Consider the following 13744-nt stretch of genomic DNA (forward strand, 5'->3'; position numbering starts at 1 on the left):
TGCATCATGCACTGGCTTTTAACACACTGTTGAGTTCTCAAGAAACGGACGCGTACACCCTCACAAACCCGAAACCATTCAGGCCCGCTCAGAGGCGTTCACTTCGTGTTTCCAACTTTAACAGGAGCTTCATCTGTGTCAAATCCGGAGATTTGCAGGAGACAAATCGAACCTGTCTAGAATTTGACACCCCGTCTCCGGGGCAACCCTCTCAACTTACCGTGCCATCTTGAGCCTGTCGAATCAACCGATTTATCGGTGACCTGGACGTGCCCGCGACGGATCGGCCTGGACACGCGTTGGAGCGTCTCGACCGAGTGGTTCGTTTCTCAAGGGGCTTGCCCTGGGGCCCGTCCGCCAGTGGCGTCCGGCTCACTCCCGGGGCGAACTGAAAGAGTAGGTCGCGATCCGCCAGTCGTCAAATCGCGGCGGACGTCCAGCGCGCGCCGACCCGCGTACGTACGACTCCACCTGCGCAGATGGCCTGACGAGGCCCCGGCCTCGATCACTCGGCCATGACCACCGCATCCCGACGGGCCGCCCCGCGCCCCTGTCACGCGGCCGTCACTCCCCTGGATTGTCTCGGCTGCTTCGAGTGATGCCCCCAAGCATCACGGGCCACCATGGGGCCTGCCGTTTTCCGTAGAACGCACCGAATCTTCGGGCAACGCACCGACGCGTGCGGGAAACCCCTCACATCTGCGTCCGAAGCGGCCTCGTACTGCCGCAGCCGCCGGGCCAGCCGCTACGGCCAAGAGTCAGTCTCGTAGCGCGGGGGCACGGACCTGGGCGGGTGAGGTGAACAGCTCCGCCGCCATTCCCGCCTCCCGCGCCGCCAGGACATTGGCCTCGTTGTCGTCGACGAACAGCAGACCGAGCGTGCGTCCCTGGTCGGCCAGCTCGCACACCAGCGACACCATCTCGTCGTCGACCCGGCACCAACTGTCGAGATCGGCCTGCATCAGCGCCGGCACGTCCGGGAACGAGATGCCCAGGCGTTCCGCCACGGTGGCCCAGCAGGCGACGCCGTCCTGGCCCGCGTCGTAGGCCGGGCGGCAGAGCCAGTACGCCTGCCAGAAGCTGTCCCCCGGCACCCCGGCGAGGTCGACGAGACGGTGTTTCGCATCGTCCGTCTGGGTCCGGGCGATGACTCCGTACAGGTCGAACATGATCACTTCAGTCATGTCCCGCAGCTTATGCGCGTATTCTGCCCCGATGATCACTACCGTCGCGACAGCTTCGCCTGCACCATTGGCCGCATCGAGGCGTAGGCGGAGCCACTGGTGGACGGGACCGCTGGCGGCGGCTGTGGCGCTCAGCGGGTCGGGCTCGGCCTCGTTGAACGGCGATGAGCTGGCGACGCTCAGCGCCGCCTCCCGGTCGCTGTCCGGGCTCTGGGAGTTGGCCCGCCACATCGACGGACATTTCTTGCCTTATTACCTGTTCATGCACCTCTGGATGAAGGTGGGCACAGACGAGCTGTGGCTCCGGTTGCCGTCGGCGCTGGCGATCGGGCTGGCCGCGTGGCTGCTGTGCGATCTCGGCCGGCGGCTGCACAGCACCCGGGCGGGGATCACCGCGGCACTGGTGCTCGCGCTGCTGCCGTCGGTGTCGTACTACGGGGCCTATGCCCGTTCGTACGCCTTCGCGGCGGCGGCGGTCGTCCTGTCGTTCTGGGCCCTGCACCGGGCGGCGCGAGGCCGCGGCTGGGTGCTGTACGGAGTGTCGGTGGCGCTGGTGTGCTGCACACATCTGTTCGCGGTGCTGGTGCTGCCCGCGCAGCTGCTGGCCGCCGTGACCGGGCGGATGCCCTTGGCGCGGATGATTCCGGCGATGGCCCTCGGCGGCATTCCGGCGGTCGTCCTGGGGCTGGTCGGGTACGGCGAGCGGCATGCGGTCAGCTGGATCTCGCAGCGCGGGCCGGAGGTGCTGCTGAAGTTCCCCAAGATGCTGGCCGGAGCCGCCGAGGTGGGGGTGCCGCTGTTCGTGATGGCACTGGTGGCCGCGGTGCTCCTGCGTGACCGGGCGTGGGCGGGCGGGCTGCTGGGGTGGCTGGTGCTGCCGCCGCTGCTGTTGCTCGCCGTGTCCCACCTCGTCACGCCGGTCTACGTCGATCGCTACCTGTTCGTCGCCGCGCCCGCCCTGGCGCTGCTGGCGGGCATCGCCGCCGCGAGCGTCCCGCGGATGGCAGTCGTTCCCTGCTGCGTGCTGGTGGTCGGCGCCGGAGCCGCGGGGATCGCGCAGCAGGTGGAGGTACGCGACTTCAACGGGCGGTTCGAGGACTTTCCCGGCGCGGTTCGGAGGGTGGACACGCGGCCCGGGGACGCGATCGTGTTCGGGCAGAGCTCGGTCCGGGCGGGTTTCGACTACTACGCGAGCCCCGGCATGCCGGACGACGTGCTCCTCCTGAGCCGCGAGCCCGACCCCCGGGGCTTCGCCTATCCCGAGCGGCGGGACGTGGGCGAGGCGCTCGCCGACCGCGGCCGGGTCTGGGTCGTATGGCGCGGCACCAAGCAGGCGGGCCTGAAGCTGCCGAAGGTGAAGGCCGTCCAGGAGGCCGGCTTCGCGGTGGCCACGTCCTGGCACTCGGCGGAGTTGCCCGGCCTCACCGTGACGCTGTTCGCCAGGCGCTGACACGGGCCCAGCACCGACGCGCGAACCGGCGGCGACGCGAGCCCACCCGGCTGCGACACGACGGCCGGACGCGAGCCCACCCTGGCGCGACGCGAAAGCCGGAGGTGAGCCGGTGCTGAGCGGGCCTCTCCATCCTGGAAGAGGCCCGCTCGCCCGTCAGCCGACCTCGACGCCGCCGATCGCCTTCTTGCCGCGCCGCAGAACCATGAACCGCCCGTGCAGCAGGTCGTCGGCCACCGGTGCGTACGACTCGTCGGTGATCTTCACATTGTTGAGGTAGGCGCCGCCCTCCTTGACCGCCCGCCGGGCCGCCGACTTGGACTCCACCAGGCCGCTCTCGGCCATCAGATCCACGAACGGCGTGCCGAGCGCGGGCACGGCAGCCTTCGGGACCTCGGCCAGCGCCGCCTCCAGCGTCGAGGCGGGCAGCTCCTCCAGCGAGCCCTGTCCGAACAACGCCTTGGACGCGGCGACCACCGCCGCCAGCTCGCCGGCGCCGTGCACGAGCGTGGTCAGGTCCTCGGCCAGGGTGCGCTGCGCCACGCGGGCGAACGGCCGGTCGGCGACCGCCTTCTCCAGCTCCTCGATCTCCTCGCGACCGCGGAAGGTGAACACCTTGAGCAGCCGGATCACGTCGCGGTCGTCGGAGTTGAGGAAGTACTGGTAGAACGCGTAGGGCGAGGTCAGGGCCGGGTCGAGCCAGACCGCGCCGCCCGCCGTCTTGCCGAACTTGGTGCCGTCTGCCTTGGTGATCAGTTTGCCGGTGAGGGCGTGCACGTGGGCGCCCTCGACCCGGCGGATCAGGTCGACCCCGGCGGTGATGTTGCCCCACTGGTCGCTGCCGCCGACCTGGAGCGTGCAGCCGGTGCGCCGGTAGAGCTCGAGGTAGTCGTTGGCCTGCAGGATCTGGTAGCTGAACTCGGTGTAGCTCAGCCCGTCACCGCCGAGGCGGGCGGACACCGACTCGCGGGCGAGCATCCGGTTGACCGGGAAGTGCTTGCCGATGTCGCGCAGGAAGTCGATGGCCGACATCTCCGCCGTCCAGTCGAGGTTGCTGACCAGCGTCGCGGCGGTGGGCCCCGGGTCGAAGGAGAGGAACCTCTCCACCTGGACCCGGATCTTCGCCACCCATTCGGCCACGACGTCGGAGGTGTTGAGCACCCGTTCGGTGCTGCGCCCGCTGGGGTCTCCGATCAGGCCGGTCGCGCCGCCGACCAGGCCGATCGGCCGATGGCCGGCCCGCTGGAACCGGGTGAGGATCAGCAGCGTGGCGAGGTTGCCCATGTGCAGCGACGGGGCGGTCGGGTCGAAGCCGGCATAGACCGTGATCGGACCCTCCGACAGCGCCCTGCGCAGGGCGTCGGCGTCGGTGGTCTGCGCGAGGACGTCGCGCCATTCGAGCTCATCCAGAATGTCGGTCACGGTGCTGGCTTTCCGATAGACGTCAGTGGTTACAGCCTGCCTGATCGCGACTGATGACCGCTACTTGGATACTCTCGTGGTCCATGTGGAGGGTCCGTCGCGAGCTGGCCGTTTTCAAGATCTTAGGGGCTGTGGCCTGTGCCGGTCTCGCCGTGTTCTGGTACGTCGGCGACGACCCGCGCGGGGTGATCCTCGCCGTGCCCGCGGCCGTCCTGCTGGGCGGCATGGGGCTGCGCGATCTCCTCGTTCCGGTACGCCTGGCGGCCGACGAGAGCGGCATCACCGTGGTGCACGGCTTCGCCGGCAGGCGGCACGTGCCGTGGGAGCAGATCGAGGAGATCACGGTGGACGTACGCAGGAGGTACGGCGTGCGCAACGAGATGCTGGAGATCGACACCGGTGACGGCCTGCACATCTTCAGCGCTCACGACCTGGGCGGCGCCTCCCCCACCGAGGTGGCAGCCGCGTTGCGCCGGCGCGGCACGTGAGCGCGGTACGGCGACACGGTGGGGTCGCCGTCGATCCAGAATCTCCAGGGCGTGTCCTTGGCCGTCGAGATCCCGGTCCGCGGGCCCGACCTGATCGCTTCGGGGCCGGGCGGGCTGCCGTCGAGCACGACCGCCCCGCCGGCCAGGCGTCCGGCACTCCCGGCCGGGCCGCCGCCCACGGCGTCGATCCCGTTGTGCTCGCGCCGCAGGCCGAGCGCCACCGCCAGCCTGGCCGGGCCCCGGGCGAGATCGCGTTCGGCCACGGGCCTGGCACCGCCGGACCGGCGGGCACGGGCGACGTCGGCGCCGGCCACGACCTGACCGGCTCGTAAGAGGACGGCCGACCCGTGCCCCTCCGGCAGGCACACGAGGTTGGCGCAGAAGTGCATGCCGTAGGTGAAGTACACGTACAGGTGGCCCGGCGGCCCGAACATGACCGCGTTCCTCGGAGTCCTGCCCCGGTAGGTGTGGGCCGCGGGATCCTCGCCGGGGCCGCCGTACGCCTCGACCTCGGTGAGGCGCACCGCGACCGGGCCGTGCACGAGCACGCGCCCGAGCAGGTCGGGCGCCACCTCGGGCGACGGCCGGTCGAAGAAGCCGCGCGGCAGCGGCGCGGAGCTCAGGAGCCCGCCGCCCATGCCGCCTGGGCGTCGACCGCCTCACGCAGTGCCACGAGCTGGTCGCGGACGCGGTCGGGGGCGGTGCCGCCGTGGGCCTTGCGGGCGGCCAGCGCGCCCGGCACGTTGAGCACGTCGCGGACGTCGGGCGTCAGGTGCGGTGACACCTTGACCAGCTCGTCGTCGCTCAGGTCGCCCAGGTCCTTGTCGTTGACCTGGCACCACACCACCAGGTGACCGACCGCCTCGTGCGCGTCGCGGAAGGGCACCCCCCGGCGTACGAGCAGCTCGGCCAGGTCGGTGGCGAGCGCGAACCCGTCGGGGGCCGACGCCTGCAGCCGCGCGGTGTTGACCCGCATGGTCGCGACCAGGCCGGCCATCGCGGGCAGGACGAGCAGCAGCGTGTCGACGGTGTCGAACACCGGCTCCTTGTCCTCCTGCAGGTCGCGGTTGTAGGTGAGCGGCAGGCCCTTCAGCGTGGTGAGCATCGCCATGAGGTTGCCGATGAGCCGCCCGGACTTGCCGCGGGCCAGCTCGGCCACGTCGGGGTTCTTCTTCTGCGGCATGATCGACGAGCCGGTGGAGTAGGCGTCGTCCATCTCGATCCAGCGGAACTCCTGCGAGGCCCAGAGCACGATCTCCTCGCCGAGCCTCGACAGGTGCACGCCGATCAGGGCCGCGTCGAACAGGAACTCCGCCGCGAAGTCGCGGTCGGCCACGGCGTCCATCGAGTTGGGCGCGGCGCTGTCGAAGCCCAGCTCGGCGGCCACCGCCTGCGGGTCGAGCGGCAGCGACGAGCCGGCCAGCGCGCCGGCGCCGAGCGGCGAGACCGCCGCGCGCTTGTCCCAGTCGGTGAGCCGGTCGATGTCGCGGGCGAAGGCGTGCACGTGCGCGAGCAACTGGTGGCCGAAGGACACCGGCTGCGCGTGCTGCAGATGCGTCATGCCGGGCGCCGCCGTGTCAGCGTGCTGCTCGGCCTGGGCCATCAGCGCCGTCTCCAGCTCGACCAGCCGCGAGACGATCGTGCGGGCGTGGTCGCGCAGGTAGAGGCGGAGATCGGTGGCGATCTGGTCGTTGCGGCTCCGTCCGGCGCGCAGCTTGCCGCCGAGCGAGCCGAGCCGCTCCAGCAGGCCGCGTTCCAGCGCGGTGTGCACGTCCTCGTCGGCGACGGTCGGCCGGAACTCGCCCGCCTTGCAGGCGCGCTCCAGGTCGTCGAGCGCGCCGATCATGCGTCCGAGCTCGTCCTCGCTGAGCAGCCCCGCCTTGCGCAGCACGCGGGCGTGCGCGCGTGACGCCGCCAGGTCGTACGGCACCAGCCGCCAGTCGAAGTGCACGCTCACCGACAGCCGCGTCAGCGCGTCGGCCGGGCCTCCCTCGAACCGCCCGCCCCACAGCCTCATCGGCTTGCCATCACTCACCAGTGTCTCCTTCACGTCGGCTTTTCATGGTCGCGGCCACTCCGGTGCTCGTCGGCGTCGTGCGTCGCTCGCTTCTCCGAGTCCCCGGGCGCGACCTTAGTGCACATCACCCGCGCTTCGCGTCGCGGGCCGCGGCGATCTTGGCCGGCAGGCTGAACAGCTGGACGAAGCCTTTGGCCAGGGATTGGTCGAATGTGTCGCCGGTGTCGTAGGTGGCCAGGGAGAAGTCGTACAGCGACTCCTCGGAGCGGCGCCCGGTGACCGTGGCCTTCCCTCCGTGCAGCGTCATGCGGATGTCGCCGGAGACGTACCTCTGGGCGTCGGCGATGAGCGCGTCGAGGGCGTTCTTGAGCGGGGAGAACCACAGGCCGTCGTAGACGAGCTCGCTCCAGCGCTGGTCGACGCCGCGCTTGAAGCGGGCCAGGTCGCGCTCGACGGTGACGTTCTCCAGCTCCATGTGCGCGGTGATCAGCGCGATCGCGCCGGGTGCCTCGTACACCTCGCGTGACTTGATGCCGACCAGGCGGTCCTCGACCAGGTCGATCCGCCCGACGCCCTGCGCGCCGGCGCGCCGGTTGAGCTCCTCGATGACCTGGTACGGCGTGAGCGCCCGGCCGTCGAGCTTGACCGGGACGCCCCGCTCGAAGGTGATGACGATCTCGTCGGGCTCGCGGGGCACGGACGGGTCGGCGGTGTAGGAGTAGACGTCCTCGGTGGGGCCGTTCCAGATGTCCTCGAGGAAGCCGGTCTCGACGGCCCGGCCCCACAGGTTCTGGTCGATCGAGAACGGGTTCTTCTTCGTCGTCTCGATCGGCAGGCCCTTCCGCTCGGCGAAGTCGATCGCCTTGTCGCGGGTCCAGGCGAAGTCGCGGGCCGGGGCGACGACCTTCAGGTCGGGCGCGAGCGCCGCCAGGCCGGCCTCGAACCGCACCTGGTCGTTGCCCTTGCCGGTGCAGCCATGGGACACGACCGTGCCGCCGAATCGCTTGGCCGCCGTCACCAGGTGCTTGGCGATGAGCGGTCGCGACAGCGACGACAGCAGCGGGTAGCGGTCCATGTAGAGGGCGTTGGCCTGCAGGGCCGGCACGCAGAAGTCGGCGGCGAACTCCTCCTTGGCGTCGACGACGACGGACTCGGCGGCGCCGCAGTCCATCGCGCGCTTCTGGATCGCCTCCATGTCCTCGCCGCCCTGCCCCAGGTCGACGGCGACCGCGATCACCTCGGCGTTCATCTTCTCGGCGAGGAACGGGATGGCGACGGACGTGTCGAGCCCGCCGGAGAAGGCGAGAACCACTCTCTCGGTCATGTCATCATCTCCATTGCTGAGTCCGTGGCGGCGGGCCGGCCGTCCGGCGTGTTCAGATTGTCGTTGCCTCGTCCGGCGGCGCCGGGTTTCGCTCTCTGCCGCCGAGCTCCTGCGCCGCGCGCCGGTCGGCCGCCTTCAGCAGGGCATCGGCGACCATGGGACCTCCCTGCGGATCGCGGCTGATGACGAGAATGGTGTCGTCGCCGGCGACCGTGCCGAGGATCGACTCCCAACCGGCGTGGTCGATGGCCGAGGCGAGGAACTGCGCGGCTCCGGGCGGGGTCCGGGCGATGACGAGGTTGGCCGAGGCGTCCGCCGAGACCAGCAGCTCCTCCGCGATGCGGTGCAGCCGGGCGGCCGGCGACTCGCCGCCGATGCCGACCCGGGCCAGCGGGATCCGGCCGCCGCCTTCGCCGGGCAGCGCGTAGACGAGCGAGCCGTCCTCGGCCCGCAGCTTGAGCGCGCCCAGCTCGTCCAGGTCACGCGACAGCGTGGCCTGGGTGACCTCCACGCCGCTCTCGGCGAGCAGTTTGGCCAGCTCCGGCTGGGAGCGCACGGGCTGCCGCTGCAGCAGGTCGGTGATCTTCGCCTGCCGCGCGACCTTGGTCATGGGGATGGTCATGAGGACGTCACCAGCCACTGGAGCAGTGCCTTCTGGGCGTGCAGGCGGTTCTCGGCCTGGTCCCACACCGCGCTGCGCGGGCCGTCGAGCACCTCGGCGGTGATCTCGTGGCCGCGGTAGGCGGGCAGGCAGTGAAGCACGATCGCGTCGTCCGCGGCGTGCTCCATCAGCTCGGAGCAGACCTGGTACGGCAGCAGGGCCGCCACCCGCTCGTCCTTGCCGTCCTGGCCCATGGACACCCAGGTGTCGGTGGCGACGACGTGCGCGCCCCGGATCGCGGCGACCGGGTCGGACAGCGACACCACCGAGCCGCCGGTCCTCGCGGCGATCTCCGCGGCCCGGACCAGGATGGTCGCGTCCGGCTGGTAGCCGATCGGGGCGCCGATCCGCACGTGCATCCCGGCGGTGGCGCAGCCCAGCAGGTAGGAGTGGGCCATGTTGTTGGCGCCGTCGCCGAGGTAGGTCAGCGTCAATCCGGCGGTCTGACCGAGGCGTTCGCGCACGGTCTGCAGGTCGGCCAGGATCTGGCAGGGGTGGAACTCGTCGGTCAGCGCGTTGACCACGGGCACGGTGGTGCCCGCCGCCATGGCCTCGACGCGCTCCTGCCCGGCGGTGCGCCAGACGATGGCGGCCACCTGCCGTTCGAGCACCCGGGCGGTGTCCTCGATCGACTCACCCCGGCCGAGCTGCGACGACCCGCCGTCGACGATCAGCGGCAGCCCTCCCAGCTCGCCGACGCCGACGGCGAAGGACACCCTGGTCCTGGTGGAGGGCTTGTCGAAGAGCACCGCGACGGTCTTCGGCCCCTCGAGGGGGCGGTGGCCGTAGCGGTCCTTCTTCATCGCGTCGGCCAGGTCGAGCACCTCGGCCTGCTCGGCGGGCGAGAGGTCGTCGTCGCGCAGGAAGTGTCTGGTGGTCACTGGGCCGCCTCGGTGAGGATCGCCGGGAAGGCCGCCACCAGCGCGTCGATCTCGCCGTCCGTCACGACCAGCGGCGGCGCGAGCCGTACGGCGTCCGGTTGCAGGGCGTTGACCAGGAAGCCCGCGGCGGCGGCGGCCCGCTGGACCTCGGCCGAGCGCGGTTCGCTCAGCACGGTGGCCAGCCACAGGCCTCGGCCGCGCACCCCCTTGAGCAGCGGGTGGTCGATCGCCTCCAGGCCGGAGCGGAGCCGGGCTCCGGCCGCCTTGACGTGGTCGAGGTCGAGGTGGTCGAGCACGGCCAGCGCGGCGGCGCAGGCGACCGGGTTGCCGCCGAACGTCGAGCCGTGGTCGCCCTTGTCGAACAGGGTGCCCGCCTCGCCGAAGCCGATGCAGGCCCCGATCGGCAGGCCGCCACCGAGGCCCTTGGCCAGGGTGAGGATGTCGGGCAGGAAGCCGTCCGCCTGGTGGGCGAACCAGTGGCCGGTGCGGCCGATCGCCGACTGGATCTCGTCGGCGACCAGCAGCGCGCCGGTCGCGTCGCAGATCTCGCGAGCCGCCACGAGGTAGCCGTCGGGCGGCGGGACGACGCCTGCCTCGCCCTGAGTCGGCTCCAGGAAGACCGCGATGCAGTCGCCGGACACCGCCTCCTTGAGGGCGCTCGCGTCGCCGTAGGGGACAAATCGGACGTCCACCGGGAACGGGCCGAACTGGTCACGGATGGACTGCTTGCCGGTCAGCGACAGCGCGCCGATCGTGCGGCCGTGGAATCCGTTCTCGGCGGCGACGAAGTAGCCCCGTCCCTCGCGGCGGCCGTACTTGAGCGCGAGCTTGTAGGCGGCCTCGTTGGCCTCGGTGCCGGAGTTGGCCAGGAAGACGCGGCCGGGCGCGCCGAGCAGGCCGAGGAGCCGCTCGGCGAGCAGCACCTCGGGCTCGTGCAGGAACAGGTTGCTGGTGTGGGCGATCGTGGCGACCTGCCGGGAGACCGCCTCGACCAGGGCCGGGTGGGCGTGGCCGAGCGAGCTGACGGCGATGCCGCCGACGAAGTCGAGGTACTGGCGGCCGTCGACGTCCCACACCCGGGTGCCCTCGCCGCGGGCCAGCGCCACCGGCGGGACGCCGTAGTTGGGCATGAAGGCCTGTTCGAACCTGTGCCTGATGTCGTTGTTGTTACTCATTGGGCGTCACCATGGTTCCGATTCCCTCGTTGGTGAAGATCTCCAACAGCAGCGAGTGGGGCACCCGGCCGTCGATCACGTGCGCCCCCGGGACCCCGCCCTGGACCGCGGTCAGGCACGCCTCCATCTTGGGGACCATGCCGCTGGACAGGGTGGGCATCAACGCGGCCAGCGCGTCGGCGTCGAGGTGGTGGATCACGTCGGTGTCGGCGGGCCAGTTGGCGTACAGGCCCTCGACGTCGGTGAGCACGACCAGCTTCTGCGCCTGGAGCGCCACGGCGAGCGCGGCGGCCGCGGTGTCGGCGTTGACGTTGTAGATCTCCCCGTCCTCGCCGCGCGCGATGCCGGAGACGACGGGGATGCGGCCGTGCTCGATCAGGGTCCGCACGGAGCTCGCGTCGACCTTGACGATCTCGCCCACCTGGCCGATGTCGACCTGCTCGCCGTCGACCAGCGCGTGCTTGCGCTCGGCGGTGAACAGGTGGGCGTCCTCGCCCGACATGCCGACCGCGAACGGGCCGTGCCGGTTGATCAGGCCCACCACGTCGCGATTGACCTGGCCGACCAGCACCATCCGGACCACCTGCATGGCCTCGGGCGTGGTGACCCGCAGCCCCGCCGTGAACGTGGACTCGATGCCCAGCCTGTCGAGGTGCTCGTTGATCTGGGGTCCGCCGCCGTGCACGACGACCGGCCTGAGCCCGGCGTAGCGCAGGAAGACGATGTCCTCGGCGAAGCCCTCCTTGAGCGACTCCTCGGTCATCGCGTTGCCGCCGTACTTGATGACTACGGTGGCGCCGTGGAAGCGGGCCAGCCAGGGTAGCGCCTCGATCAGCGTGCCGGCCTTGGTGTGCGCGCTGGAGGCCCTCATGACGAGTACGCCGAGTTCTCGTGGACGTAGTCGGCCGTCAGGTCCGTGGTGTGGACGGTGGCCGAGGCGGCCCCCGCCGACAGGTCGATGGTGATCGTCACGTCGCGGGGACGCATGTCGACCTTGGACCGGTCGTCGCCGACCGCGCCGCCCCGGCAGACCCAGATGCCGTTGATGGCGACGTTGAGCCGCTCGGGCTCGAACTCCGCGTCGGTCGTGCCGACGGCGGACAGCACGCGGCCCCAGTTGGGGTCCTCGCCGTGGATGGCGCACTTGAGCAGGTTGGACCGGGCGACGGCGCGGCCGGCCTTGACCGCGTCGTCCTCCGACGCGGCGCCGACGACCTCGATCGCGATGGCCTTGGAGGCGCCCTCGGCGTCGACCAGCAGCTGCCGGGCCAGGTCGGCGCAGACCTCGGTGACCTTCTGCTCGAACTCCGCGAGATCGGGCGTCACCCCGGACGCGCCGCTGGCCAGCAGCAGGACCGTGTCGTTGGTCGACATGCAGCCGTCGGTGTCGAGCCGGTCGAACGTGCGGGAGGTCGCGGCGCGCAGCACCGTGTCGAGCTGCTCGGCGGTCAGGTCGGCGTCGGTGGTGAGCACGCACAGCATGGTCGCCATGGCCGGCGCCAGCATGCCCGCCCCCTTGGCCATCCCGCCCACCATGTACGCGTCACCGCGCTTGAAGGAGATCTTGGACACCGTGTCGGTGGTGCGGATGGCGTCGGCCGCCGCCAGGCCGCCGTCGCGGGCCAGCTGCGAGGCGGCCACCCGGACGCCGGGCAGCAGCAGGTCCATCGGCAGCCGCTCGCCGATCAGGCCGGTGGAGCAGACCGCGATCTCGCCCGCCGAGTCGCCGAGCGCGCCCGCCGCCTCCTCGGCGGTGGCGTGGGTGTCCTGGAAGCCTTCGGCGCCGGTGCAGGCGTTGGCCCCGCCGGAGTTGAGGACGACCGCCCGGACCCTTCCGCCGCGCAGGACCTGCTGTGACCACAGCACCGGAGCGGCCTTCACCCGGTTGGCGGTGAAGACCCCGGCGGCGGCGCGGCTTGGCCCGTCGTTGACGACGAGGGCGAGGTCGCGGGCGTCGCCGGCCTTGATCCCGGCGGCGATGCCCGCGGCCCTGAAGCCGAGGGGGGCGGTAACGCTCATGGAGAAACTCCTGTCAGGGGGAGGCCGAGCTCTTCCGGCAGGCCGAGGGCGAGGTTGGTGCTCTGGACGGCGCCTCCGGCGGTGCCCTTGGTCAGGTTGTCGATGGCGATGACGGCGATCAGGCGCCCGGCGCGTTCGTCGAGCGTCACCTGCACGGCGGCGGTGTTGGCGCCGTAGGTCATCGCGGTGGAGGGCCAGACGCCCTCGGGCAGCAGCCGCGTGAACGGCTCGGTGGCCAGCGCGCTCTCGTACGCCTCGCGGACGGCCGCCCTGGTCAGCCCGGGCACGGCGGGAGCGGTGCAGGTGGCGAGGATGCCGCGGCTCATCGGGGCCAGGGTCGGGGTGAACGACACCCGCACCGGCGTGCCGGCCACGGCCGAAAGCCCCTGCTCCATCTCGGGCGTGTGCCGGTGGACCCCGCCGACGCCGTAGGCGCTGACCGCGCCCATGACCTCGCTGCCGAGCAGGTGGGGCTTGAGCGACCGGCCGGCGCCGCTGGTGCCGCTGGCCGCCACGACGACCACGTCGGGCTCGGCCAGCCCGGCGGCGAACGCGGGCATCAGGGCGAGGAGGACGGAGGTCGGGTAGCAGCCGGGCACCGCGATGCGGCGGGCCTGCTTCAGCACCTCGCGCTGGCCGGGCAGCTCCGGCAGGCCGTACGGCCAGGTGCCGGCGTGCTCGCCGCCGTAGAACTCCTGCCAGGCGGCGGGGTCGGCGAGCCGGTGGTCGGCGCCGCAGTCGACCACGACGACGTCCGGCGCCAGCCCGGCGGCGACCGCGGCGGAGTGGCCGTGCGGCAACGCCAGGAAGACCACGTCGTGCCCGGACAGGGCCTCGGCGGTGGTGTCCTCGATGACCCGATCGGCGAGCTGGGGCAGGTGCGGCTGGTGGGCGCCGAGCCGGCTGCCCGCGCTGGAGGCTCCGGTGAGCGCGCCGATCTCGAACTCCGGGTGGCCGAGCAGCAGCCTGAGCAGCTCGCCTCCCGCGTAGCCGCTGGCTCCCGCCACCGCCGCTCTCATCCCGACCTCCTGCATGTTCATGCACTCACACTTATGAGTTTGCTTGTGAAGATGATGCACCGATCAGGATGGGTATGCAAGCCGGAAGCCCGGCGTGTCCGCTC

At 71.3% G+C, this 13744-nt stretch carries 13 protein-coding genes; 2 read left to right on the plus strand and 11 right to left on the minus strand.

What is annotated here, in order from left to right:
* Nucleotides 1-758 precede the first annotated feature (758 nt).
* Entirely contained in the window at nt 759-1184 is a 426-nt protein-coding gene (locus IEY82_RS19965; RefSeq protein ID WP_189125685.1) for an HAD family hydrolase, read from the minus strand.
* Nucleotides 1185-1338: 154 nt separating this feature from the next.
* Between IEY82_RS19965 and IEY82_RS19970 the strand changes: the two genes are divergently transcribed.
* Nucleotides 1339-2634: a glycosyltransferase family 39 protein gene (locus IEY82_RS19970; protein WP_225263402.1), complete on the plus strand. Its 1296-nt coding sequence runs from the start codon at nt 1339-1341 to the stop codon at nt 2632-2634.
* 156 nt (nt 2635-2790) lie between these two features.
* Here IEY82_RS19970 and tyrS read toward each other — a convergent pair whose 3' ends face one another.
* The gene (gene tyrS, locus IEY82_RS19975; RefSeq protein ID WP_189125687.1) at nt 2791-4056 is read right to left on the minus strand and encodes a tyrosine--tRNA ligase; all 1266 of its coding nucleotides are present in this window, start codon (nt 4054-4056) and stop codon (nt 2791-2793) included.
* A 131-nt stretch (nt 4057-4187) separates the two neighbouring features.
* Here tyrS and IEY82_RS19980 point away from each other — a divergent pair, with 131 nt between their 5' ends.
* Nucleotides 4188-4544 (plus strand): PH domain-containing protein, encoded by a 357-nt coding sequence (locus IEY82_RS19980; protein WP_229697621.1) that lies wholly within the window; start codon nt 4188-4190, stop codon nt 4542-4544.
* Here the strand turns inward: IEY82_RS19980 and IEY82_RS19985 are convergent.
* The 9 genes from IEY82_RS19985 to argC form a co-directional block, all read right to left on the minus strand.
* Entirely contained in the window at nt 4481-5182 is a 702-nt protein-coding gene (locus IEY82_RS19985) for a DNA-3-methyladenine glycosylase (protein ID WP_189125689.1), read from the minus strand. The genes IEY82_RS19980 and IEY82_RS19985 overlap by 64 nt on opposite strands.
* Nucleotides 5164-6561, minus strand: coding sequence for an argininosuccinate lyase (argH, locus tag IEY82_RS19990; protein ID WP_189125846.1), 1398 nt, complete (start codon nt 6559-6561; stop codon nt 5164-5166). Before argH ends, IEY82_RS19985 begins: the two co-directional genes overlap by 19 nt.
* Nucleotides 6562-6685: 124 nt before the next feature.
* The gene (locus IEY82_RS19995; RefSeq protein WP_189125690.1) at nt 6686-7885 is read right to left on the minus strand and encodes an argininosuccinate synthase; all 1200 of its coding nucleotides are present in this window, start codon (nt 7883-7885) and stop codon (nt 6686-6688) included.
* 52 nt (nt 7886-7937) lie between these two features.
* The gene (locus tag IEY82_RS20000; protein ID WP_189125691.1) at nt 7938-8507 is read right to left on the minus strand and encodes an arginine repressor; all 570 of its coding nucleotides are present in this window, start codon (nt 8505-8507) and stop codon (nt 7938-7940) included.
* Nucleotides 8504-9427, minus strand: a complete 924-nt coding sequence (argF, locus tag IEY82_RS20005) for an ornithine carbamoyltransferase (protein WP_189125692.1) — start codon at nt 9425-9427, stop codon at nt 8504-8506. Before argF ends, IEY82_RS20000 begins: the two co-directional genes overlap by 4 nt.
* Complete coding sequence (locus tag IEY82_RS20010; RefSeq protein WP_189125693.1) at nt 9424-10602, minus strand: acetylornithine transaminase; 1179 nt, start codon at nt 10600-10602, stop codon at nt 9424-9426. Before IEY82_RS20010 ends, argF begins: the two co-directional genes overlap by 4 nt.
* Entirely contained in the window at nt 10595-11473 is an 879-nt protein-coding gene (argB, locus tag IEY82_RS20015; protein ID WP_189125694.1) for an acetylglutamate kinase, read from the minus strand. The genes IEY82_RS20010 and argB overlap by 8 nt, the downstream gene beginning before the upstream one ends.
* Nucleotides 11470-12621: a bifunctional glutamate N-acetyltransferase/amino-acid acetyltransferase ArgJ gene (gene argJ / locus IEY82_RS20020; RefSeq protein WP_189125695.1), complete on the minus strand. Its 1152-nt coding sequence runs from the start codon at nt 12619-12621 to the stop codon at nt 11470-11472. Before argJ ends, argB begins: the two co-directional genes overlap by 4 nt.
* On the minus strand, nt 12618-13655 hold the full coding sequence (gene argC / locus IEY82_RS20025; RefSeq protein WP_225263459.1) for an N-acetyl-gamma-glutamyl-phosphate reductase: 1038 nt from the start codon (nt 13653-13655) through the stop codon (nt 12618-12620). The genes argJ and argC overlap by 4 nt, the downstream gene beginning before the upstream one ends.
* Between the last annotated feature and the right edge of the window lie 89 nt (nt 13656-13744).

It is taken from the genome of Nonomuraea cavernae (genome assembly GCF_014646355.1).
GTDB classification, from domain to species: Bacteria; Actinomycetota; Actinomycetes; order Streptosporangiales; family Streptosporangiaceae; genus Nonomuraea; species Nonomuraea cavernae.

Bases quoted from the DNA above. Each gene is read 5' to 3' on its own strand.
- IEY82_RS19985 (WP_189125689.1), bottom strand. From the start codon at position 5,182: ATGGGCGGCGGGCTCCTGAGCTCCGCGCCGCTGCCGCGCGGCTTCTTC.
- IEY82_RS20010 (WP_189125693.1), bottom strand. From the start codon at position 10,602: ATGAGTAACAACAACGACATCAGGCACAGGTTCGAACAGGCCTTCATG.
- IEY82_RS19995 (WP_189125690.1), bottom strand. From the start codon at position 7,885: ATGACCGAGAGAGTGGTTCTCGCCTTCTCCGGCGGGCTCGACACGTCC.
- IEY82_RS19965 (WP_189125685.1), bottom strand. From the start codon at position 1,184: ATGACTGAAGTGATCATGTTCGACCTGTACGGAGTCATCGCCCGGACC.
- argC (WP_225263459.1), bottom strand. From the start codon at position 13,655: ATGCAGGAGGTCGGGATGAGAGCGGCGGTGGCGGGAGCCAGCGGCTAC.
- argH (WP_189125846.1), bottom strand. From the start codon at position 6,561: ATGAGGCTGTGGGGCGGGCGGTTCGAGGGAGGCCCGGCCGACGCGCTG.
- argB (WP_189125694.1), bottom strand. From the start codon at position 11,473: ATGAGGGCCTCCAGCGCGCACACCAAGGCCGGCACGCTGATCGAGGCG.
- argJ (WP_189125695.1), bottom strand. From the start codon at position 12,621: ATGAGCGTTACCGCCCCCCTCGGCTTCAGGGCCGCGGGCATCGCCGCC.
- IEY82_RS20000 (WP_189125691.1), bottom strand. From the start codon at position 8,507: ATGACCATCCCCATGACCAAGGTCGCGCGGCAGGCGAAGATCACCGAC.